The sequence below is a fragment of the Limnohabitans sp. genome (genome assembly GCF_046052825.1).
In the GTDB taxonomy this organism is placed as follows: domain Bacteria; phylum Pseudomonadota; class Gammaproteobacteria; order Burkholderiales; family Burkholderiaceae_C; genus Limnohabitans.
Map to the genome: position 1 here is coordinate 104,051 of NZ_JAVLFP010000060.1, position 21,541 is coordinate 125,591.

The 21,541-nt window shown below is 57.1% G+C and carries 20 protein-coding genes and 1 tRNA gene; 17 read left to right on the forward strand and 4 right to left on the reverse strand.

What is annotated here, in order from left to right; translation table 11 throughout:
* Nucleotides 1-33: 33 nt before the first annotated feature.
* Complete coding sequence (locus ACKWJN_RS10460; RefSeq protein WP_408596666.1) at nt 34-498, reverse strand: SWIB/MDM2 domain-containing protein; 465 nt, start codon at nt 496-498, stop codon at nt 34-36.
* A gap of 517 nt (nt 499-1,015) precedes the next feature.
* Here ACKWJN_RS10460 and aceA point away from each other — a divergent pair.
* The 11 genes from aceA to ACKWJN_RS10515 all read left to right on the forward strand — a co-directional run bounded on the left by aceA (nt 1,016) and on the right by ACKWJN_RS10515 (nt 11,437).
* Entirely contained in the window at nt 1,016-2,347 is a 1,332-nt protein-coding gene (gene aceA / locus ACKWJN_RS10465; protein WP_408596668.1) for an isocitrate lyase, read from the forward strand.
* 97 nt (nt 2,348-2,444) lie between these two features.
* Complete coding sequence (gene thrS / locus ACKWJN_RS10470; RefSeq protein ID WP_408596670.1) at nt 2,445-4,352, forward strand: threonine--tRNA ligase; 1,908 nt, start codon at nt 2,445-2,447, stop codon at nt 4,350-4,352.
* Nucleotides 4,353-4,419: 67 nt separating this feature from the next.
* Nucleotides 4,420-5,028 carry a translation initiation factor IF-3 gene (gene infC, locus ACKWJN_RS10475; RefSeq protein ID WP_408596763.1) on the forward strand — a complete coding sequence of 203 codons (609 nt, stop codon included), beginning with the start codon at nt 4,420-4,422 and terminating at the stop codon, nt 5,026-5,028.
* A gap of 87 nt (nt 5,029-5,115) precedes the next feature.
* Nucleotides 5,116-5,319 carry a 50S ribosomal protein L35 gene (gene rpmI, locus ACKWJN_RS10480; RefSeq protein ID WP_100144261.1) on the forward strand — a complete coding sequence of 68 codons (204 nt, stop codon included), beginning with the start codon at nt 5,116-5,118 and terminating at the stop codon, nt 5,317-5,319.
* Between the two features lie 26 nt (nt 5,320-5,345).
* On the forward strand, nt 5,346-5,705 hold the full coding sequence (gene rplT, locus ACKWJN_RS10485) for a 50S ribosomal protein L20 (RefSeq protein ID WP_100144263.1): 360 nt from the start codon (nt 5,346-5,348) through the stop codon (nt 5,703-5,705).
* Between the two features lie 120 nt (nt 5,706-5,825).
* Nucleotides 5,826-6,878 (forward strand): phenylalanine--tRNA ligase subunit alpha, encoded by a 1,053-nt coding sequence (pheS, locus tag ACKWJN_RS10490; RefSeq protein WP_408596672.1) that lies wholly within the window; start codon nt 5,826-5,828, stop codon nt 6,876-6,878.
* Nucleotides 6,879-6,903: 25 nt separating this feature from the next.
* The gene (gene pheT / locus ACKWJN_RS10495) at nt 6,904-9,330 is read left to right on the forward strand and encodes a phenylalanine--tRNA ligase subunit beta (protein WP_408596674.1); all 2,427 of its coding nucleotides are present in this window, start codon (nt 6,904-6,906) and stop codon (nt 9,328-9,330) included.
* Between the two features lie 27 nt (nt 9,331-9,357).
* The gene (locus ACKWJN_RS10500) at nt 9,358-9,693 is read left to right on the forward strand and encodes an integration host factor subunit alpha (protein WP_408596676.1); all 336 of its coding nucleotides are present in this window, start codon (nt 9,358-9,360) and stop codon (nt 9,691-9,693) included.
* 111 nt (nt 9,694-9,804) lie between these two features.
* On the forward strand, nt 9,805-10,269 hold the full coding sequence (locus tag ACKWJN_RS10505; protein ID WP_408596678.1) for a MerR family transcriptional regulator: 465 nt from the start codon (nt 9,805-9,807) through the stop codon (nt 10,267-10,269).
* A gap of 22 nt (nt 10,270-10,291) precedes the next feature.
* A tRNA-Pro gene (locus tag ACKWJN_RS10510) sits at nt 10,292-10,368 on the forward strand.
* 94 nt (nt 10,369-10,462) lie between these two features.
* Complete coding sequence (locus tag ACKWJN_RS10515; protein WP_408596680.1) at nt 10,463-11,437, forward strand: NADPH:quinone oxidoreductase family protein; 975 nt, start codon at nt 10,463-10,465, stop codon at nt 11,435-11,437.
* Nucleotides 11,438-11,503: 66 nt separating this feature from the next.
* Here ACKWJN_RS10515 and ACKWJN_RS10520 read toward each other — a convergent pair whose 3' ends face one another.
* Entirely contained in the window at nt 11,504-11,968 is a 465-nt protein-coding gene (locus ACKWJN_RS10520; RefSeq protein ID WP_408596681.1) for a hypothetical protein, read from the reverse strand.
* A 179-nt stretch (nt 11,969-12,147) separates the two neighbouring features.
* Between ACKWJN_RS10520 and ACKWJN_RS10525 the strand changes: the two genes are divergently transcribed.
* A complete protein-coding gene (locus ACKWJN_RS10525) occupies nt 12,148-13,194 on the forward strand; it encodes a type IV pilus twitching motility protein PilT (RefSeq protein WP_408596683.1) in 1,047 nt (348 codons plus the stop codon).
* A 26-nt stretch (nt 13,195-13,220) separates the two neighbouring features.
* Here ACKWJN_RS10525 and ACKWJN_RS10530 read toward each other — a convergent pair whose 3' ends face one another.
* Nucleotides 13,221-13,679 (reverse strand): surface-adhesin E family protein, encoded by a 459-nt coding sequence (locus tag ACKWJN_RS10530; RefSeq protein WP_408596684.1) that lies wholly within the window; start codon nt 13,677-13,679, stop codon nt 13,221-13,223.
* Between the two features lie 86 nt (nt 13,680-13,765).
* Here ACKWJN_RS10530 and ACKWJN_RS10535 point away from each other — a divergent pair, with 86 nt between their 5' ends.
* From ACKWJN_RS10535 to ACKWJN_RS10550, 4 genes are read left to right on the forward strand one after another with little or no spacing between them, the layout of a single operon-like run.
* Nucleotides 13,766-15,496 (forward strand): thiamine pyrophosphate-requiring protein, encoded by a 1,731-nt coding sequence (locus tag ACKWJN_RS10535; protein WP_408596686.1) that lies wholly within the window; start codon nt 13,766-13,768, stop codon nt 15,494-15,496.
* A 43-nt stretch (nt 15,497-15,539) separates the two neighbouring features.
* Entirely contained in the window at nt 15,540-16,508 is a 969-nt protein-coding gene (locus tag ACKWJN_RS10540; RefSeq protein WP_408596688.1) for a Bug family tripartite tricarboxylate transporter substrate binding protein, read from the forward strand.
* Nucleotides 16,509-16,516: 8 nt separating this feature from the next.
* Nucleotides 16,517-17,494 carry a Bug family tripartite tricarboxylate transporter substrate binding protein gene (locus ACKWJN_RS10545; RefSeq protein WP_408596689.1) on the forward strand — a complete coding sequence of 326 codons (978 nt, stop codon included), beginning with the start codon at nt 16,517-16,519 and terminating at the stop codon, nt 17,492-17,494.
* Nucleotides 17,495-17,516: 22 nt separating this feature from the next.
* Complete coding sequence (locus ACKWJN_RS10550) at nt 17,517-18,107, forward strand: carboxymuconolactone decarboxylase family protein (protein WP_408596691.1); 591 nt, start codon at nt 17,517-17,519, stop codon at nt 18,105-18,107.
* A 22-nt stretch (nt 18,108-18,129) separates the two neighbouring features.
* On the opposite strand, the gene ACKWJN_RS10555 is transcribed toward ACKWJN_RS10550, so the two are convergent.
* A complete protein-coding gene (locus ACKWJN_RS10555; protein ID WP_408596693.1) occupies nt 18,130-19,071 on the reverse strand; it encodes an NAD(P)-dependent oxidoreductase in 942 nt (313 codons plus the stop codon).
* 157 nt (nt 19,072-19,228) lie between these two features.
* Here ACKWJN_RS10555 and ACKWJN_RS10560 point away from each other — a divergent pair, with 157 nt between their 5' ends.
* Complete coding sequence (locus tag ACKWJN_RS10560) at nt 19,229-21,541, forward strand: xanthine dehydrogenase family protein molybdopterin-binding subunit (protein ID WP_408596695.1); 2,313 nt, start codon at nt 19,229-19,231, stop codon at nt 21,539-21,541.

A 21,541-nucleotide genomic window follows, 5' to 3' on the forward strand; every position in this document is an offset into this window, starting at 1 on the left:
CATGAGCGGCCCTTTTTTTCGGCAAGAAGTCAATTACTTCAGGTGTTTGCCGATCAAGCCAGCCAATTCAAACATGGTGACTTGGGCTTTGCCAAAGACAGCTTTGAGCTTGTCATCGGCATTGATGTTGCGCTTGTTGACTTTGTCTTGCAGGCCATGTTTTTTGATGTATGTCCACAGCTTGCTCACCACTTCAGTGCGTGGGACAGCAGTTTGACCAATCACAGCAGCCAAGGCAGCGCTTGGCGTCATGGCTTTCATGAATGCCGCGTTAGGCGTGCGCTTCTTAGCAGGTGCTTTTTTAGCGGCTACTTTTTTTGCAGGTGCCTTCTTAGCCACTACTTTTTTAGCAGGTGCTGCTTTTTTAGCAGGCGCAGCCTTCTTGGCTGGCGCAGCTTTTTTAGCGGCTACTTTTTTAGCGGGAGCAGCTTTTTTAGCAGCTGGAGCTGCTTTCTTTGCGGGTGCTTTTTTAGCGGGAGCTTTTTTTGCAGTTGCCATGGTCGATTTCCTTCTAGAAGTGTTTGTCATTGCCCATCAAAAACTGAAATCTGTTGAGCACCTCAGATGCTAATTGAGAAGTATGTGCTTTCCAAGGGGGAAAGTACTTTTTTCACTCTTGAATGTTGTTTTTTTCATAGTGCATATTCACTCGCAGAACTGCACCCGATCGTGCCGTCGCAATCGCCAATGCCGCATTGATCGGTCAGCGTTGAGCCTGGGTGCGCAAGCAGTACCGTCGTGTCAGTGCGGCATCCATTCAAGCGAATGAAATAATATTTTGTAATGCGAAATATTGAATTGATGCGCCGCATCATTTTTTCTTGATATGAGAAATTGATTTTTGCATAGAGAAATAATGTTAGTAAGTTGTTGATTTATAATGTAAAAAAATAATTCTTATATAAGACACAAGACAATTGCATGGTCTTATACAAGAGTTACGATGACCCCATCGGTGCTTGAACAAGTCTTGTCAAAACACCGTGAATTTGTCAATCAACCTCTGGAGTGAACCATGCCCCAATCCCTGAACGAACAACTCAGCCGTGAACAACAAATCGCAGCGCTTGAAAAAGACTGGGCCACCAACCCCCGTTGGAAAGGCGTCAAGCGAGGTTACAGCGCAGCCGATGTGGTGCGCTTGCGCGGCAGCTTGCAAATTGAAAACACTTTGGCCCGTCGCGGTGCCGAGAAACTGTGGCGTTTGGTCAATGGCGAAGCGAAGAAGGGCTATGTGAATTCCTTTGGTGCTATGTCTGCGGGCCAAGCCATGCAACAAGCCAAAGCAGGTTTAGAAGCGGTGTACTTGTCCGGATGGCAAGTGGCCGCGGACGGCAACACGTCTGAAACCATGTACCCCGACCAATCCTTGTACGCCTATGACTCGGTGCCCACCATGGTGCGCCGCATCAACAACACCTTCAAGCGCGCCGACGAAATTCAATGGGGCCGCGGCATCAATCCAGGCGACAAAGAATTCATCGACTACTTCTTGCCCATCGTCGCCGACGCTGAAGCAGGTTTCGGCGGCGTGCTGAATGCGTTTGAATTGATGAAAAACATGATCTCAGCGGGTGCAGCTGGCGTTCACTTCGAAGACCAATTAGCGGCTGTGAAGAAATGCGGTCACATGGGCGGAAAAGTGTTGGTTCCCACGCAAGAAGCTTGTGAAAAACTCATTTCGGCACGTTTCGCTGCGGACGTGATGGGCGTGCCCACCATCGTGCTGGCCCGTACCGATGCCGAAGCGGCCAACTTGATCACTTCGGACCATGATGCCAATGACAAACCATTCCTCACTGGCGAACGTACCCAAGAAGGTTTTTACCGAGTCAAGAACGGTGTTGAACAAGCCATCAGCCGCGGTGTGGCTTATGCACCTTATGCCGACTTGGTGTGGTGCGAAACAGGCGTGCCCGACATCGGGTTTGCACGTGAATTCGCTCAGGCGGTCCATGCGGCTTGTCCAGGCAAGTTGTTGTCTTACAACTGCTCACCCTCATTCAATTGGAAGAAAAACCTCAACGACAGCCAAATCGCTTCGTTCCAGGAAGACTTGTCTGCATTGGGCTACAAGTACCAGTTCATCACTTTGGCGGGGATCCACATCAACTGGTACAACACATTCCAGTTCGCCAATGCATACGCCAACGGCGAAGGTATGAAGCATTACGTCAACATGGTGCAAGAACCTGAGTTCGCAGCACGTGACAAGGGGTACACCTTCGTGTCACACCAACAAGAAGTGGGCGCAGGCTACTTCGACGATGTGACCACCGTCATCCAAGGCGGTTCATCATCTGTGAAAGCCCTCACAGGTTCTACTGAAGAAGAGCAGTTTCACTGAGCAAGATGCCGAATGCGAGGGCGGCGTAAAATCCGTTCTCAGCGTTCAGACACCTTTTCAAGCGCGGCCACAGCCGCGCTTTTTTACTTGAAGACACATGGTTCAGATTACTCTCCCCGACGGTTCGCAGCGTGAATTTCCCGGCCCAGTGAGCGTGGCCGAAGTGGCGGCTTCCATAGGCGCAGGCTTGGCCAAAGCCGCCCTGGCTGGCAAGGTGGATGGCCAAGTGGTCGACACCAGCTACACCCTGCATGCCAATGCGAGTTTGGCCATCATCACCGCCAAAGATGCAGAAGGGTTGGAGGTGATCCGTCACTCCACCGCCCACTTGCTGGCCTATGCGGTCAAAGAATTGTTCCCTCAAGCGCAAGTCACCATCGGGCCTGTGATCGAGAACGGCTTTTTTTACGATTTCTCTTACAGCCGCAGCTTCACCCCAGAAGACCTGGCCGCGATTGAAAAGCGCATGGCCGAGTTGGTCAACAAAGACGAACCCGTTGTGCGTCGTGTCTTGCCACGCGATGAGGCCGTTGCTTACTTCAAGGGGTTGGGGGAGCACTATAAAGCGGAGATCATCGCGAGCATCCCTTCCAATGAAGATGTGAGCTTGTACCGCGAAGGCAATTTCGAAGACCTTTGCCGAGGCCCTCATGTGCCAAGCACGGGCAAGCTCAAGCACTTCAAGCTGATGAAGGTGGCCGGCGCCTACTGGCGAGGTGACCACCGCAACGAAATGTTGCAACGCATTTATGGCACGGCTTGGGCCAGCAAAGACGATTTGCAGCAATACCTTGTTCGGTTGGAAGAAGCAGAAAAACGCGACCATCGAAAACTGGGACGCGAGTTGGATTTGTTCCACATCGATGAGCACTCTCCAGGTACCGTGTTTTGGCATCCCAAAGGATGGACCGTGTGGCAAGAGGTCGAGCAGTACATGCGTCGTGTGTATCGCGACAACGGCTATCTCGAGGTCAAAGGCCCGCAAATTTTGGATCAGAGCTTGTGGGAGAAAACCGGGCATTGGGACAAATACCGCGACAACATGTTTGTCACCGAGTCTGAGAAGCGTGACTACGCACTCAAGCCCATGAATTGTCCGGGTCACATCATCATCTTTAAGCAAGGTATCAAGAGCTATCGCGATTTACCATTGCGCTTTGGTGAGTTTGGTCAATGCCACCGCAACGAGCCCAGTGGCGGCTTACACGGGATCATGCGGGTGCGGGCCTTCACCCAAGACGATGGCCATATTTTTTGCACAGAGGATCAGATCCAAGCAGAAGTTGTGGCCTTCACCACCTTATTGCAAAAGGTCTACCGAGACTTTGGCTTCACAGACATCATTTACAAACTCTCCACGCGCCCAGAAAAGCGCATTGGCACCGAAGAGAGTTGGGACCGCGCAGAGGCTGCCTTGGCAGATGGCCTGCGTGCTTCAGGTTGTGCGTTTTCTTATTTGCCAGGCGAGGGCGCGTTTTACGGCCCCAAGATTGAATACACGCTGAAGGATGCCATTGGTCGTGAGTGGCAATGCGGCACGATCCAAGTGGATCCCAATTTGCCTGAGCGCTTGGATGCCGAGTTTGTGGGAGAAGATGGCACCCGCCACCGTCCCATCATGCTGCACCGAGCCATCGTGGGGAGCTTGGAGCGTTTCATCGGGATTCTGATCGAACAGCACGCGGGGGCCTTGCCCACTTGGTTGGCTCCGGTGCAAGTTTCTGTGCTCAATATCACCGATTCGCAGGCTGAATATGCGCAAGAAGTTGCGAAAACGCTGCGAAATCAAGGGCTTAGGGTTGATTTAGACCTGCGCAACGAGAAAATCACGTATAAAATACGTGAGCATTCGATGCAAAAGCTTCCCTACATCTTGGTCGTAGGCGACAAAGAGAAGGAAGCAGGCGCCGTCGCAGTGCGCGCCCGAGGCAACCAAGACCTCGGTGTGATGTCTCTTCAAGCGTTCTCTGAAAAGATTGCCTCTGACATCGCTCTCAAACGCTGATTTCTCCTAGAAATTGCCAAGAGTTGTGCGTCGCACACGTGTGTCGGCTTGTTTTTGATTTTTAAGGATAGTCACCATCGCTACAGAATTTCGCGACCGCCGCCAGCGCGAGGAACGCAAACACCGCCTTAACCGGGAAATCATGGCCCCGGAAGTCCGTCTCTCCGGTCCTGATAACGAGCCATTGGGCATTGTGAGCTTGGCTGAAGCCTTGCGCATGGCCGGTGAGATCGATGTGGATTTGGTTGAAATTGCTGCCACAGCAGTTCCACCCGTCTGCAGATTGATGGATTACGGCAAGTTCAAGTACCAAGAGCAAAAGAAGGCGGCGGAAGCCAAGTCCAAGCAAAAGGTCATCGAGGTCAAGGAAATCAAATTCCGGCCCGGTACCGACGATGGTGACTACAACATCAAGATGCGCAACATCAAGCGTTTCTTGGATGATGGTGATAAATGCAAGATCACGTTGCGCTTTCGGGGCCGCGAGATCACGCACCAAGAAATCGGCATGGCGCTGTTGCAGCGCATCCGTGATGAGTTGGCGGATCTGATCGTGGTTGAACAGTTCCCCAAGCTCGAAGGGCGTCAGATGATCATGATGATCGCGCCAGGCAAGAGGAAATCGGGTGGCGCCGCCAAACCCGCCGCAGAGGCTGCTTCGGCAGAGACTGCGTAAATTGGTGGCGAATTAGTGTCTCGGGGCTAACAAGACTGCGCATCGGTGCGTAGGCGCCTCACGAGCACAAATAAAAGGAGCATTCATATGCCCAAAATGAAGACCAAAAGCAGCGCTAAAAAGCGCTTTCGCGTTCGTCCAGGTGGCACCGTCAAGCGCGGTCAAGCCTTCAAGCGTCACATCCTGACCAAGAAGACCACCAAAAACAAGCGTCACCTCCGCGGTTCAGTGGCTGTGCATGAGACCAACATGGGTCACATGGCACAAATGCTGCCAAAGACTGGCCTGTAATTAACTGACGAACAAGGAGAAAAAATATGCCTCGCGTTAAACGTGGTGTCACGGCCCGTGCCCGTCACAAAAAAGTTCTGGCTTTAGCCAAAGGTTTCCGCGGCCGCCGCGGTAATGTCTTCCGCATCGCTAAACAAGCGGTGATGAAGGCGGGTCAATACGCCTACCGTGACCGCCGCACCAAAAAGCGTGTGTTCCGCCAGTTGTGGATTGCCCGTATCAACGCCGCTGCACGTCAGTGTGGTTTGACCTACAGCCAGTTTGCCAACGGCCTGAAAAAGGCAGCGATCGAAATCGACCGCAAGATGCTGGCCGATTTGGCGGTGCACGACATGGCTGCATTCAGTCACATCGTGGACCAAGTCAAAGCCAAGCTGGCCGCTTGATGCCCGCTGAGGTCACGTTGCGGCTGCGCGCTATCGCAACACCGTAACGTACCCACCAGCCAAGGGATTGAAGCTGCAACCAGCTTCAATCCCTTTTTTGTTTCTTACTTCCGAATTCCTATGAACGAGTTGGACACTTTGGTCACCAGCGCGCAGGCCTTGTTTGCACAAAGCGCCACCCCAGCTGATCTTGAAAATGCCAAGGCCCAGTTTTTGGGCAAGTCTGGTCGCATCACCGAGTTGATGAAGGGCATGGCTGCATTGAGCGTGGAAGAAAAAAAATCACGTGGTGCAGTCATCAACGTGGCCAAGCAAGCGATCGAAGCGGCCTTGACTGCTCGTCGCCAAGCTTTGGCCGATGCCGAACTGGAGACGCAACTCAAAGCCGAAGCACTGGACGTCACTCTGCCTGGGCGTTCACGCATGAGCGGCGGTTTGCACCCCGTGTCATTGACGCTGGAGCGGATCGAAGCCATCTTTGGCTCCATGGGTTTTGATGTGGCCCAGGGCCCTGAGATCGAGACCGATTGGTTCAACTTCACAGCGCTGAACACGCCACAAGATCACCCCGCGCGCTCCATGCACGACACCTTCTACTTGGAAGGTGGCAGCCCAGACGCGCCCAACTTGTTGCGCACTCACACCAGCCCCATGCAAATTCGCCATGCGGTGCAACATGTCAAGCGCCACCAATCTTTGCTCGATGCAGGGCAACAAATGCCTGAGATCCGTGTCATCGCACCAGGCCGAACTTACCGCGTCGACAGCGATGCCACCCATTCACCCATGTTCCACCAATGCGAAGGCCTGTGGGTGGGTGAGAACGTGAGTTTCAAAGACCTCAAGGTTGTCTTCACTGACTTCTACCGAACCTTTTTCGAAACCGACGACTTGGTGTTGCGTTTCCGTCCCAGCTTTTTCCCATTCACCGAACCCAGCGCCGAGGTTGACATTCAATTTTCAAGCGGACCATTGGCTGGGCGCTGGTTGGAAGTGGCAGGTTCTGGCGAAGTGCACCCCAACGTCATTCGCAACATGGGCCTCGATCCCGAGCGCTACATTGGCTTTGCCTTTGGTATGGGGACCGACCGCTTGACCATGCTGCGTTATGGCGTCAGCGACTTACGTCTCTTCTTTGACGGCGACATTCGCTTTTTGAGCCAGTTCCAGTAATTCGCCCACCGATACGAGATTCAACATGCAATTCCCCGAGTCCTGGTTGCGCGAATTCTGCAACCCCCCCCTGAATACCCAAGAGCTGGCCGATACCTTGACCATGGCCGGTCTAGAGGTTGAAGAACTTCAAACGGTCGCACCGCCTTTCACCGGCATCGTGGTGGGCGAAATCAAAGAAGCTGTCCAGCACCCTGACGCCGATCGCTTGCGTGTGTGCCAGGTGGACATTGGGCAGGGTAGCTTGCTCAACATCGTCTGTGGCGCACCCAATGCCCGCGTTGGCATCAAAATTCCGTGCGCCACAGTAGGGGCTGAGTTGCCACCAGGCGAGGATGGCAAACCTTTCAAAATCAAAGTGGGCAAACTGCGCGGCGTGGAAAGCCAAGGCATGTTGTGCTCCGCCAAAGAACTCAAAATTGCCGATGACCATGGTGGATTGTTGGAGTTGCCCGCCGATGCGCCATTGGGCCAAAACATCCGCCAATACCTGCAACTCGACGACACCTTGCTCACCTTGAAGCTCACGCCTAACTTGGCGCATTGCTTGAGCGTCTATGGCATCGCACGTGAACTCTCCGCCTTGACCGGTGCGCCTCTCAAAGCGCAAAGCATCCCAGCGGTACCGACCAGCAACAAAGACCAACTCGCGGTCAAGATCAGTGCGCCTGATCTGTGTGGCCGCTTCTCGGGTCGTGTGGTGCGCGGCGTCAACACGCAAGCCCAAACGCCTGCTTGGATGGTTGACCGATTGGCGCGTTGCGGTCAACGCAGTGTCAGCCCCTTGGTCGACATTTCGAACTATGTGATGTTCGAACTTGGCCGCCCCTCACACATGTTTGACCTTGACAAAATTCATGGTGGCTTGGACGTGCGTTGGGGTCAGACGGGCGAGTCGCTCAAACTCTTGAACGGCCAGACCGTCTCGGTGGATGACAAAGTCGGCGTCATTGCCGATGACACCCAAGTCGAATCGCTCGCAGGCATCATGGGGGGCGACGCCACCGCCGTGAGTGACAGCACGCAAAACATCTACATCGAGGCCGCCTTCTGGTGGCCCTCGGCCATCACGGGCCGTTCACGTCGCTTCAACTTCAGCACCGATGCAGGACATCGCTTTGAGCGCGGTGTAGACCCTCAGTTGACGGTTGAGCACATCGAGCGCATCACCCAGTTGGTGATCGATATCTGTGGCACGCCACAGACCACCGTGGGCCCTGTCGTCGACCAGCAGGTCAATATGCCGCAGGAAAAATCGGTCACGCTGCGCGTGGCCCGCGCGGCCAAAGTCATCGGCATGCCCTTGACACAACAGCGTGTGGTCGAAGCTTTGCGCGGATTGGGCTTGTCCGTGGCAGAAGGCGTTGGCACCGTCACCGTGCAAGCACCGTCTTACCGTTTTGACTTGCAGATCGAAGAAGACCTGATCGAAGAAGTCGCGCGCATGGTGGGTTACAACAACTTACCCACCACACCGCCGCTGGCCCCTGTGACGGCCAAGGTTCGTTTGGAGTCTCAGCGCAGTCCTCATGCTGTGCGCCGTCAATTGGCAGCTTTGGGCTACCAAGAAACCATCAACTTCAGTTTTGTCGAAGAGCGCTGGGAACATGAACTTGCTGGCAATCCCAGCCCGATCAAACTGCTCAACCCCATCGCCAGCCAGATGAGCGTGATGCGTTCTTCGCTGCTGGGCTCCTTGCTCAACGTCGTCAAGTTCAACGTGGACCGCAAGGCCAGCCGCGTGCGCGTGTTCGAACTCGGTCGCGTGTTCAACAAAGATCCGTCCGTCAAAGACACCGACACCACCGTAGAGGGGTTTGATCAACCCATGCATGTGGCTGGCATGGTGTTTGGCGGCGCGGCTCCTGCGCAATGGGGCAGCAAAGAGCAGGGCATTGATTTCTTTGACGTCAAAGCCGATGTGCAAGCTTTGCTGGCACCTGCGCAGCCCAGTTTTGAGGCTTCAGACCATCCGGCCATGCACCCTGGGCGTTGTGCCAAGGTGCTGCTCCACGGTGCGGTCATCGGCCATGTGGGGGAGTTGCACCCGCGTTGGCGACAAAGCTGGGACTTGGCACAAGCCCCTGTGATGTTCGAACTTCAACTTGACGCCGTGTTGCAACGACAAGTGCCAGTGTCTCAGCCTGTCGCAAGATTTCCAGCGGTGGAACGCGACATTGCGGTGATCGTGAAAGAGAGCGTCACGCATGCGGCCTTGATGGCTGCCGTGCATGCCGCCCCAACCCATGGCTTGCTGCGTCAAGCGGTCTTGTTTGATGTGTACCGCCCCAAGACTGACAACGCGGGCATGGCTTTGGACGAGAAAAGCTTGGCCGTGCGCTTGACGCTCAACAGCGACGAAGCCACGCTGAACGAAGCGCAAATTGAAGGCGTGGTTCAAGCTGTGGTCGCACAGTTGACCCAACAACTGGCCGCGCGCCTTCGTGCGTGATGGTTCACGATTTAAAGTAAGACCCTTATGGAACTTTCCTTCGAGAGCCTCGAAACGCCCGCGTTGACCAAAGCCCAATTGGCCGAATTGTTGTTTGAGCAAATTGGTCTGAACAAGCGTGAGTCCAAAGACATGATCGACGCCTTTTTCGATCTCATTGCACAAAGTTTGGTTGAGGGCACGGACGTCAAAATCTCAAGCTTTGGCAACTTTCAGATTCGTACCAAGGCACCACGTCCTGGTCGAAACCCTCGCACGGGTGAAGCCATACCCATCGAGGCGCGTCGTGCGGTGACGTTTCACGCCAGCCACAAGCTCAAAGAACAAATTCAAGGTGACTCTCCTGCGAAAGTAGACCTCTGACTGACAACGAATGTCGGTCATTTACTTTTTTGCTTGGAAAACGAAAAAATAGGGGCAGCGAAGCCATTCTTCGTGTAACCTCTGCGCTCCCGTTTACAAGCCCCTGATTTCATGGAGAAATCCCTCCTTCCTTCCATACCAGCCAAACGCTACTTCACCATCGGTGAAGTGAGCGACTTGTGCGGCGTCAAGCCGCACGTGCTGCGCTATTGGGAGCAGGAATTCACGCAACTGCGCCCCATGAAGCGACGTGGCAATCGCCGCTATTACCAGCACCATGAAGTGCTGATGATTCGCCGCATTCGCGACCTCTTGTACGACCAAGGCTTCACCATCAGTGGTGCGCGCAACAAGTTACAAGAGTTGGTGCAATCCGAGCGCGAGCGTCGTCGTGCCACCCTGGACCTGTTGGATGGGGCGGATGCCATGGACGACGGGATCGACCTCGGCGATGCTGATCAAGAAGTCACACCAGACTGGGTGACCGAATTTGAATTTCGTGCCACCGATGAGGGCATGCAAGTGCTTCGCAAAGAGTTGGTGCAAATTCGCGATCTTCTTTCAGAGACGGTCTGAGTCACGGTATACTAGTTGTCTTCGGCGTGTAGCGCAGCCTGGTAGCGCACTTGCATGGGGTGCAAGGGGTCGCGAGTTCGAATCCCGCCACGCCGACCAGAAATGACAAGGGTTAGTAGATGATGTCTACTAACCCTTTTGTCTTTGTCATTTCTCTTCGTGTGTCGATCCCGTTGATCCAAGGAGCATTGTGATGCGTGCTTTGCGTTGTAACCATTTCGGTCCCCCCAGTGAGTTGCGTGTGGAGGAGGTGCCGGACTTGGTGCCAGGTCCCGGTGAGGTGCTGATCGAGGTCAAAGCCGCAGGCATCAACTTTCCCGATGCATTGATCATTCAAAACAAATACCAGATGAAGCCGCCCTTGCCCTTCACGCCCGGTGGCGAGTTGGCTGGCGTGGTGCGCATGGCAGGGCAGGGCGCAGATCCCGCATGGGTCGGTCAGTCGGTGATCGCCTTCACGGCTTGGGGGGCGTTCGCGCAACAAGCGGTGGTGTCGCAGGACCGCTTGATGCCCATGCCAGAGGGCATGTCCTATGACATGGCAGGCGCTTTCTTGATGACTTATGGCACCTGTTACCACGCCTTGAAAGACCGAGGCCAATTGCGCCCAGGTGAAACGGTGTTGGTGTTGGGTGCCTCGGGGGGCATTGGTTTGGCCGCGATTGAAATAGCCAAAGCCATGGGCGCGCGCGTGATTGCAGCCGCCTCGTCCGAGGAAAAACTAGAGATGTGTCGCCAACATGGGGCGGATGAACTGATCAATTACGCGACGCAGGATTTGCGCGAACGACTCAAAGTCCTCACACAAGGACAGGGCGTCGACGTGGTGTGTGACCCAGTCGGTGGCGCCTACACCGAACCCTCATTGCGCAGCATGGCTTGGCGAGGGCGTTATTTGGTGGTGGGTTTCGCCAATGGCGACATCCCTCGCATTCCACTCAATCTGGTCTTGCTCAAAGGTTGCGCCTTGGTGGGTGTGTTTTGGGGCGACTACATCCGCCGTCAGCCCCTGGACAATGCGCGCGATCTGCAAGCGCTCAATGCCATGTACTTGGCTGGAGACATCAAACCTTGTGTGTCAGGCCTCTACACCTTGGAAGAGGCAGGTCTGGCGATTGAGCGTCTGGCCAACCGTCAAGTCAGCGGCAAATTGGTGGTGACACCCTGAGTCGAACAGTGCGCAAGCACGGTCTCGTCATTCGCACACGCAAGGTGTTGACGCGAGTCCTTTGAATCAGCGCGACACGCGGCTGGTGCCGCCCACGCCGCTCAACACACGCACTTGCTCGCCCACCAGGAATGCGCCTTCTTTCTCGTCGATCTCTTGAACGATGGCGATCTCTGTGCCGTTGTTCAACACAATGCTGATTTCTTGACCCTTAAGGGTGTTGAGTTTCTTATCGACCACGCTGCCCGCCATGCCGCCGATGACCAGGCCCACGATCGACGAAGCTGCCGATTGGTTAGAGCCAGCGCGGCCATTGTTGGAGCCTGCAATCCCGCCCAAGGCGCCGCCTGCCAGAGCGCCCACACCGCTGGGGTGAGCTGCCACGTCCACGTCCTTGACGGCGATCACTTTGCCACGCTGAACCGTTTGCGCTTGACGTGATTGACCCGCTGTGTAGGCGTTGCCAGTTTGCGTTTGGTTGGCACAACCGAACAGGCTCACAACAGCCAAAGTACAGATTATTTTTTTCATAAGGTCGCTCACCGTCAGTGTTCAAAACTCAAACTGTAAGGTATTTTTTGCAGGCGCTGGCAAGGTCGTCATGAAGGATCTGCTTTCGCGGTTTGTAAGCCCTTGGGGACGCTGCGTGCTTGAGCGGACTGAACAATCAAGGCTTGTTTGATTCACCGCATCTCCATGCCACTTCGCCCATGAACATTCACACTTGGCTGACTCACTGCATCGACATGAAAGGCTCAGACCTGCACTTGAGGGTTGGCGAACCCCCCGTGTTGCGCATCGATGGTGACCTGCATCGGTGTGACAGTCCCGCCTTGCGAGCTGATGACATGGCGGTGATGGTCGACCAAGTCATGCAGGCCGAGCAACGGGCGTTCTTTGCGCAACACTTGGAGTGCGATCTGTCTTATGAAGTCAAGGGCTTGTCGCGATTTCGGATCAATGCCTTTCATCATTCAGGTGGCATGTCCTTGGCATGTCGGGTTGTGCCAAATCAGGCGCCGCGTTTGTCCGAATTGCATGCGCCCGCATTGCTCGGCCCATTGGCATGCAGTCCGCGGGGTTTGATCTTGGTCACTGGGCCTACAGGCTCAGGCAAGTCGACCACCCTGGCGGCCATGATCCAAGAACTCAACTTGGCTTTGCCACGTCATGTGCTGACCATCGAAGACCCCGTGGAGTTTGTGCACACCCCTCAGCAGTGTTTGATCCATCAGCGCGAACTTGGCGCCCACACACAGAGTTTCGCCAATGCCCTGCGCGCAGGCTTGCGCGAAGACCCAGACGTCATCTTGGTGGGTGAGATGCGAGACCTTGACACCATTCGTCTGGCCATCACAGCGGCAGAAACAGGGCATTTGGTGTTGGCCAGTTTGCATGCCTCTGAGGCGGTTAAATCGGTCGATCGCATGGTGGACGTTTTCCCAGCCGATGAAAAAGACATGGTGCGCACCATGCTCTCGGAGTCGTTGTCCGCAGTGGTCTATCAGGTGTTGTGCAAAAGACGTCAGGGGCCTGGCAGAGTGGCTGCCTACGAAGTCATGTTGGCCACCCCGGCGGTACGTCATTTGATTCGCGAGGGCAAAGCGGCGCAGATGTACTCAGCCATTCAAACAGGCGCCGGCGTGGGCATGCAAACCTTGGACCAAAGTCTGGCCTGGCTCGTCAAGCAAGGCGCGATCAGCGCCGACGAAGCTCGGTCCAAAGCCAAGTTCCCCGACCAGCTGCCGTTGGCTTAGTGTGTGCCACGCCACACCCCATCGTCTCATTTGCAGGCCAGTGACATGAGCTTGAGGTTTCGGGTTTGGTCCGAGTAAATGATTTTTTTCTGAAACTGCTTGGCAAAGTCTGAGTTGTCGTTGCCGATCACCTGGTCGGTGTTCTTGTACGCGATGATCACCAACTTGCCCTCGCGGTCGGCATAAAACACCCGGCTCTTGAGTTGCACCGTTTTTTCTTTGCAATCGAACTCGTACGACGATTGTTCGGAGCCAAACTTCACAAATTGGGTCACCTTGCCTTTGATCTTGGGGTCGTAGAACGGCACCCGGTTGACGATGGCGTGGGCGGTGAAGGTTTTGATCGTGGTGTTTTTTCCTTGGGGCGTGATGGCCGAATCGTAGTAGTCGTCGGTGCTGCCGTTGCCATCGTCGAAATACACCCAAGCAGAATGACCGAATGGATGAAACAGCAAACAGGCGAGAAGGGCAAACGATTTGAGCATGGCCAAATTCTAGGGAATCCCCTAGCCGAGCCTGCAAGGCCTGATTGGTAGCATGCTTACGAATTACTCACGCGTTTGCCATTCCCATGTCTGAATCTTCACAGCCCACCTCCGCACACTATTTTTGGGAGGGGCTCAACGATTTAGGCATCGAGCACATCTTCTCCAACTTTGGCACCGACCATGTGTCCTTGATCGAGGCCCTGGCCCAGTGGGACCAAGAAGGCAGACCGCATCCCCAAGTTATTTTGTGTCCCCATGAAAACGTCGCCATTCACATGGCCGCAGGTTTTGCCGCCGTCACCGGGCGTGGCCAAGCGGTGATGGTGCATGTGGACGCGGGTACCGCCAATGCGGCCATGGGCATGCACAACATGTTTCGCGGTCGTTTGCCTGTCTTGCTGATGGCCGGCAAAGCGCCATTCACCCTGCACGGTGAACTTGAAGGCTCACGCGACAACTATGTGCACTTTGTGCAAGACCCTTTTGACATCGGCAGTTTGGTGCGCTCGTATGTGAAGTGGGAATACAACCTGCCCACCGGCGTGATCACCAAAGAGGTCTTGCGCCGAGGGCACACCGTGATGCAAAGCGACCCGCCGGGCCCAGTGTTCTTGACCTTGCCGCGTGAAGTACTGGCCGAAACCTGGGCCCCTGAAGCCGTGCGGTCGTACCCCGAGTCTCGCTACGGCGCGGTGCTTGCGGGTGGCGTGGAGGCTTCCTGTGCGGAGGCCCTGGCCGAACAACTGCTGCACGCCGAACACCCGATGGTGGTCACCGCCTACCTAGGACGTAAAGCAGAAGCCGTGCACGCCCTGCAAGACCTGGCCGAGTTGTGTGGCATTCAGGTGTTTGAGTTCAGCCCCAGCTACCTGTGCATCTCGCGCGAATCACCGTGCTTTGCGGGCTTTGACCCCTCGGTCGGCCTGGCCCAGGCCGACGTGGGTTGGCTGCTCGATGTCGATGTGCCGTGGTTGCCCAAATACGCCAAGCCCCAGCCCCACACCCGTTGGAGCCATGTCGATGTGGACACGGTCAAAAAAGATTTCCCCATGTGGGGCTTTGCCACCGACCTGCGCGTGCAGGCCGACTGCGCCACCGTGCTGCGCCAAGTGGCCACCATCGTGCGCGCCAAGGCCGATGCAGCCTTTCACCAGCGCGTGGCCGACCGCATGACGCAGCTGCGTGCTGCCCAGCAAACGCGTGTGGCAGCTTTGCAGCAAGCCGCGCTCAGCCCTGGTCAAGTGGGGGCCATTTCGCCCGCCTATCTGTGTGCCGCCATCGGGGCGGCCATCGCGCCGCACGATGTGGTGGTGAACGAAGCCATTCGCAACACCTTTGCCGTGCTCAACCAAATCCCGCGCACCGAACCTTTGAGCATGATTGCGGGCGCTGGCGGCGGTTTGGGCTACAGCGGCGGCATGGCGCTGGGCATCAAACTGGCTCGGCCTCATAGCCGTGTGGTGCAAATTGTGGGCGATGGTGGCTTTCATTTCTCGACCCCCAGCTCGGTCTATGCCACCGCCCAAAGCTACGGCTTGCCCATCTTCACCGTGGTGCTCGACAACGGCGGTTGGCAAGCCGTCAAAGAGGCGGTCTTGCGCGTCTACCCCCAAGGTGTGGCCAAGCAAACCGATGAGTTTCAGGCCCGCCTGCAAGGTCAACAACGCCATTTCGAACAAATCGGCCAAGCCTTTGGCGCCTATGGCGAATGCGTCAGCGATCCGGCCGAGGTGCCCGCTGCGATTGCGCGTTGTTTGCAAGCTTTGGACAGCGGGCAATCGACGGTCTTGAATGTGCACATCGGTCTGCAGTGACCGTGTGTCAATTGAATGCTTTGTCTTGAATAGGAAACATCTCATGCGTCTTCATCACACCTTTGCGTTCACCGTGTCGCTGCTGGCAGGCCTGTGCCTGAGCAGCGCGACGGCTCAATCCACGGACTACCCCACGCGGACCATCACCATGGTGGTGGGCTACTCGGCGGGAGGCGGCACCGACGTGTTGGCGCGCATCGTGGCCGAAAAACTGGCTGCTTCTCTGGGGCAAGCGGTGGTGGTGGAAAACCGGCCCGGTGTGGGGGCCATCGTGGGCTCCACTTACGTAGCCAAAGCCAAACCCGATGGCTACACCTTGCTGATGGGGGCCAGCGGCCCCATGGTGTTCAACCACGCGTTGTACGCCAAATTGCCCTATGGCCCGCAAGACTTTGCGCCTGTCACCTTGGTCGGCATTTCGCCCATGGTGTTGCTGGTCAATGCCAACAACCCCGTCAAGTCGGTGGCAGAGTTGGTGGCTTTCTCGAAGCAAAACCCCGACAAGTCGAACTACGGGGCCAGCTCGGCTTCGTTTCAGCTCATCACCGAGTTGTTCAACAACAAAACCGGGGGCCGCTTCATGTACATCCCTTACAAAGGCGCCAACGACTCAGTCACGGCGGTGATGACGGGGGACGTCACCATGACCCTGGCTGACGTGGGCCCCGCGAACGTGGGCTTGCAAAGTGGCCGTGTCAAACCCTTGGCCGTCACCTCGGCCGAGCGTTTGAAAGACTTTCCCAACGTGCCTACCTTGTCGGAGTTGGGCATCGACTTGAAAGCCTCGCTGTGGAACGGCTTGCTCGCGCCCGCTGGCACACCACCTGCCATCGTCAAACGCTTGCAAGAAGAAGTGGCGCGTGTGATTGAGCTGCCCGACGTGAAAAAACGCATCAGCGGCATGTCGGTGATTCCGTACACCAACACCCCCGAAGACTTTTCCAAATTCATCGCTTCTGAAATTGTGTTGTGGACGCAGGTGGCGAAAGACAACCACATCAAAGCGAACTGAGGCCCACCATGACCACCACTTTGTCTCGTCTGCTGTGTTTGGTTTTGGCGCTGCTGGGCTGGGTCAGCACTTCGGTGCAAGCGCAAAACTACCCGAACAAACCCATTCGCTTGATCGTGCCGTTTCCACCCGGGGGCGGCAACGACGTGATTGCCCGCTTGATCGCTCAAAAACTCAGCGACCGCTTTGGGCAACAGGTGGTGGTGGACAACAAAGCCGGTGCCAACGGCATTGTGGGTCTGCAAGCGCTGATGCAGTCGCCCGCCGACGGCTACACCTTGGCTGTGGCCGCTGCCGGGCCCATGGCCGTCAACCCGAGCTTGTACGACAAGCTGCCTTACGACCCCACCAAAGACTTCTCGCCCATCACCAACCTGGTGAACTACCCGTTGCTGTTGGTGGTGCACCCATCGGTGCCCGTCAAAACCACGCTCGACTTGGTCAACCTGGCCAAGGCCAAACCGCAGCAGTTGTTCTTTGCTTCACCTGGCAGCGGCAACTCGGGCCATTTGGCGGGCGAGTTGTTCAACACCATGGCCCATGTGCAAACCGTGCACGTGCCCTACAAAGGACAGGGGCCTGCCTTGGCCGACTTGCTGACCGGTCAGGTGCAGATGCTCTACAGCAGCATTCCCTCGGTGTTGCCCCAGGTCCGCTCAGGCCAGCTCACTGCGCTGGCGGTGGGCAGTGCCAAGCGCTTGCCATCACTGCCAGACATTCCGACCATCGCCGAAACCGGCGTGCCGGGTTATGAAGCGTATTCCTGGGTGGGTATCGTGGCCCCGGCCAAAACGCCCAAGGCCATCGTGACACGCTTGAACCAAGAGATCGTGGACATCTTGAAACAAAAAGACGTGGCCGAAAAACTCAACCAGCAAGGTGCCTTGCCAGTGGGCGACACGCCTGAGCAATTTGCGGCTTACATCAAGACCGAAATAGACAAATGGGGTGCGGTGGTGCGCGCTGCCAACATCAAAGCCGATTGAACCTTCTGCACAAAGTACCCCCATGAGCACAGCCAAACCCACGCCACGCCCCAAGAAGAAGACCCCCACCGCCGCCTACAAAGCGGGTTTGGCCATGCGGGCCCAAGTGTTGGGACCCGACTATGTGCAAAAAGCGTTTGACAACGCCAACGACTTGAACATGCCGTTTCAAGAAGTGGCCACCGAATTTGCCTGGGGCAGCGTGTGGACGCGCCCAGGCTTGTCGCTGCGTGACCGCAGCTTGGCCACGCTCTCGATGTGCATTGCCTTGAACCGCCCGGCCGAGTTGCGCATTCACTTGCGTGGCGCCATCCGCAACGGCATCACCCGCACCGAGCTGCGCGAGTTGTTGCTGCATTCGTTTTTGTACTGCGGTGGGCCTGCGGCCCTGGATGCCTACAAGGCGGTGCGTGAAGAGTTGCCGCTGATCGAAGCGGCTGAGGAGGCTTTGAAACAAGCGGCCAAGGCCACTGCGCCCAAAGCTAAGACCAAAGCCAAAGTCAAAACGCCTTCGGCTCAACGCCCGCCAAGCCCTCGGGTGGCCAAACCAGCACCCAAGGTTGCTGCCAAAGCGCCAGCACCGAAGGCTGCTGCTAAAGCATCCGCACCCTGAGCAGAGCGCTCAAGCCCTGAAGTCACTTGGCAGATTTCGGGCTCTCCAACCCCGCCATGCGCCCCAACACCTCGGCGGTCGATGCCGTGTCATGCAAGGCCAAGCCTTGCGCCATGGCCGCGGTGTAAACCGAGGCGCAGGCATTGAACACCGGGGTGGGGCAGTGCAGTGACTTGGCCATGTCGCCAATCACCTGCATGTCTTTTTGCCACACCTCCACCTTCATGGTGGGCGGGGTGTACTGCTGCTTGACCATCATGTCCATGCGCAAGCGCATCACGCCCGTGCCCAGCACGGGGCTGGGGCCAAACAAGTCCAGCATTTGTTGCGGGTCCAAACCCATCTTGCGTGCCAGCGTCACCGACTCGGCGTAGGCCACGTTGTAAATCGCCACCAAGTGGTTGGCGGCGTATTTCATCTTGGTGCCGTTGCCATAAGCACCCACGTGCGGCACGCTGTCGGTGAAGGCATTCAAGATCGGCAAGGCTTGTTGGAATGCTGCCTTGGGGCCGCTGGCATAGATGGTCCAGGCGCGGTCTTTCATGCGCACCGCGGTGCCGCTGATGGGGCAGTCCAGCGCACTCACGCCCGCGGATTTGAGCGTTTTTGCGCAATGCATCTTGTCGGCCAAGGGCAGGGTGCTGGTTTCAATCACCAAGGGCGTGTGCTTGCTCTTGGTTGCGGCGTCCGCCAGCGCCTGCGTGACTTGCCGCAGCGCGTTGGAAGTGGCCAGCGACACGATCACGATGTCGGATTGGTCGCTCACCGCTTGCACACTGGCCAAGGGCTGACCCCCGTGGCTTTTGAGGCGTGCTTTGGCGGCAGGCGCAATGTCAAAACCGCAGACCTTGAAACCTTGGCGCAACAACTCTTCGGCCATGATGCCGCCCATGATGCCCAGACCGATGATGCCGATGCGGGAGCGATTGCTAGCGGGGGCTGGGCGTTTTTTGGGGGATGTCAAAGCAGTGCTCCACAGGTTGTGAGGGGGTTGATGGGGGGATCAACAAATTATCAACACCTGCACAGGCACTTCGAGCTGTTTGACACACCTGTGTGACACCGGGGCATTCTTCGGGCGATACACTCGTCGCAGTTAACCAACCCACGGGAGCTTGAACTTGGTCTCAACAACGACACGGTTTGGCAGCGGACAAGCTGTTCAACGACTGGAAGACGAGCAGTTGCTCAAAGGTGCGGGCATTTACGCCAACGACGTGACGCCGCAAGGCCAAACGCGTTTGTGCTTTGTGCGCTCCTCTTATCCCCACGCACGCATTGTGTCGATCGACACCTCCGCCGCGCAGGCCATGCCCGGTGTGCGCTTGGTCGTGACAGGCCAGCAGCTGGTCGACGAGGGTCGCCCTGCCATGCCTGGTGTGGCCAACTTCACGCGCGCAGACGGCACGCCTGCCGCCACGCCGGTGCGTCATATCTTGGCGGTGGACCGCGTGCGCTACGTGGGCGAACCCGTGGTGGCCGTGGTGGCCGACACCGAACAACAAGCGCGTGACGCGGCAGAAGCGGTGCAGATCGACTTTGACGAGTTGCCTTGCGCGGTGACCCTGACCGACGCCCTCAAGCCCGGTGCGCCTTTGATTTCCTATGCGCCCGACAACCGCGTGGCCGAAACCCGTTATGGCGACCGCGAGGCTGCTGCCAAAGCCTTTGCCGCGGCAGCCCATGTGGTGCAACTCGACATCACCAACCAGCGCTTGGTTGCGTTGACCATCGAGCCCCGCAGCGTGGTGGCTTCCATCGACGCCGGCCGTCTGGTGGTGCGCATGAGCTCGCAAATGCCCACCGCCGTGCGCGGTGCGGTGGCGGGCTTGTTGGGCCTCAAGCCTGAGCAAGTGCGCGTGGTGGTGGGGGACGTGGGCGGCGGCTTTGGCATGAAAACCGGCCCCTACGCTGAAGACCTTGTGGTGGCTTATTGTGCGCACCGCTTGCAGTTGCCCGTCAAATGGATTGCCGACCGCAGCGAAGACTTCTTGAGCAGCTCGCACGGCCGCGACATCGAGTCGCACGCGTCCTTGGCGCTCGACGCCAGCGGCAAAATTTTGGCGCTGCGCATCGAGAACAACGCCAACGTGGGCGCCTACGCCGTCATGACCGGTGTGGCCATTCAGCTCTTGATTGGCCCCTGGGTGCAAACCAGCGTGTACGACATTCCGCTGATCGACTTCCACTTCACCGGCGTGTTGACCAACACCGCCAGCACCGGCGCTTACCGGGGTGCGGGTCGCCCGGAGGCGATCTACAACATCGAACGTTTGATGGACGAGGCGGCGCGCCAAACCGGCATCGACCGCATCGCCCTGCGTCGCCGCAACTTTGTGCAGCCTTCGCAGATGCCCTACAAAAACCCCATGGGCCAAACCTATGACGTGGGCCACTTTGAGTCCATCATGGACCAAGGCTTGGCCCTGGCGCATTGGGACAGCTTTGCGCAGCGCGCCGCTGCGTCGGCCAAGCAAGGCCTGTGGCGCGGTTTGGGCGTGGCCACCTTCTTGGAGTGGACGGGCGGCAATGCTTTGGAAGAAAACGTGCACGTGCAAGTGCTGGCCGATGGTGTGATTGAGGTCTTCACCGCCGTCAACGCCATGGGGCAGGGCATTGCCACCTCGCTGGCACAGTTGGTGGTGGACGTGTTTGGCGTGCCCCTGTCGCAAGTGCGCGTGGTCATGGGCGACACCGACCGTGGCAACGGCTTTGGCAGCGCAGGTTCGCGTTCGCTGTTCACCGGTGGTTCTGCCGTGAGCGTGGGTGCCAAGCAAGCGCTGGACAAAGCCCAAGAGCTGGCCGCCCAAGCGCTTGAGGCCGCACCGCAAGACTTGCGTTACGAACAAGGCAGCTTCCATGTCGCGGGCACCGATCTGAAGGTCAGCCTGTCCGAGTTGGCCAGTGCCCAACCCAACCAGCGCATTGAACTCAACTCCACCACCGCCGCCAAAGGCCCGACCTGGCCCAATGGCTGCCATGTGTGCGAGGTCGAACTCGACCCACAAACTGGCGAAGTGCAAGTGGTGGCCTATGCCTCGGTCAACGACGTGGGCCGTGTCATCAACCCGATGATCGTGCGCGGTCAGCTTGACGGTGGTGCGGTTCAAGGCATTGGCCAAGCGCTGCTCGAACATGTGGTGTACGACGACGAGACCGGCCAGCTGCTGACGGGCAGCTTGATGGACTACGCCGTGCCCCACGCCGACATCATGCCCAACCTGTTTGTCACCGAGATGGACCAAAGCATCCCGTGCAAGAACAACGTCTTGGGCGTCAAAGGTGTGGGCGAGTTGGGCACCATCGGTGCCACACCCGCCGTGGTCAACGCCGTGGCCGACGCCTTGGCCCGCCATGGCCGTGCCGACCTGGCTCCTCAGCTGCAAATGCCGCTGACCCCTTATCGCCTGTGGCGCTTGATGCACGCGGCTTGA

Coding starts and splice junctions, on each gene's coding strand:
- ACKWJN_RS10530 (WP_408596684.1), bottom strand. CDS start 13,679: ATGCTCAAATCGTTTGCCCTTCTCGCCTGTTTGCTGTTTCATCCATTC.
- rpmI (WP_100144261.1), top strand. CDS start 5,116: ATGCCCAAAATGAAGACCAAAAGCAGCGCTAAAAAGCGCTTTCGCGTT.
- ACKWJN_RS10540 (WP_408596688.1), top strand. CDS start 15,540: ATGCGTCTTCATCACACCTTTGCGTTCACCGTGTCGCTGCTGGCAGGC.
- thrS (WP_408596670.1), top strand. CDS start 2,445: ATGGTTCAGATTACTCTCCCCGACGGTTCGCAGCGTGAATTTCCCGGC.
- pheS (WP_408596672.1), top strand. CDS start 5,826: ATGAACGAGTTGGACACTTTGGTCACCAGCGCGCAGGCCTTGTTTGCA.
- aceA (WP_408596668.1), top strand. CDS start 1,016: ATGCCCCAATCCCTGAACGAACAACTCAGCCGTGAACAACAAATCGCA.
- ACKWJN_RS10520 (WP_408596681.1), bottom strand. CDS start 11,968: ATGAAAAAAATAATCTGTACTTTGGCTGTTGTGAGCCTGTTCGGTTGT.
- ACKWJN_RS10545 (WP_408596689.1), top strand. CDS start 16,517: ATGACCACCACTTTGTCTCGTCTGCTGTGTTTGGTTTTGGCGCTGCTG.
- rplT (WP_100144263.1), top strand. CDS start 5,346: ATGCCTCGCGTTAAACGTGGTGTCACGGCCCGTGCCCGTCACAAAAAA.
- ACKWJN_RS10505 (WP_408596678.1), top strand. CDS start 9,805: ATGGAGAAATCCCTCCTTCCTTCCATACCAGCCAAACGCTACTTCACC.
- pheT (WP_408596674.1), top strand. CDS start 6,904: ATGCAATTCCCCGAGTCCTGGTTGCGCGAATTCTGCAACCCCCCCCTG.
- ACKWJN_RS10460 (WP_408596666.1), bottom strand. CDS start 498: ATGGCAACTGCAAAAAAAGCTCCCGCTAAAAAAGCACCCGCAAAGAAA.
- ACKWJN_RS10550 (WP_408596691.1), top strand. CDS start 17,517: ATGAGCACAGCCAAACCCACGCCACGCCCCAAGAAGAAGACCCCCACC.
- ACKWJN_RS10515 (WP_408596680.1), top strand. CDS start 10,463: ATGCGTGCTTTGCGTTGTAACCATTTCGGTCCCCCCAGTGAGTTGCGT.
- ACKWJN_RS10500 (WP_408596676.1), top strand. CDS start 9,358: ATGGAACTTTCCTTCGAGAGCCTCGAAACGCCCGCGTTGACCAAAGCC.
- ACKWJN_RS10525 (WP_408596683.1), top strand. CDS start 12,148: ATGAACATTCACACTTGGCTGACTCACTGCATCGACATGAAAGGCTCA.
- ACKWJN_RS10535 (WP_408596686.1), top strand. CDS start 13,766: ATGTCTGAATCTTCACAGCCCACCTCCGCACACTATTTTTGGGAGGGG.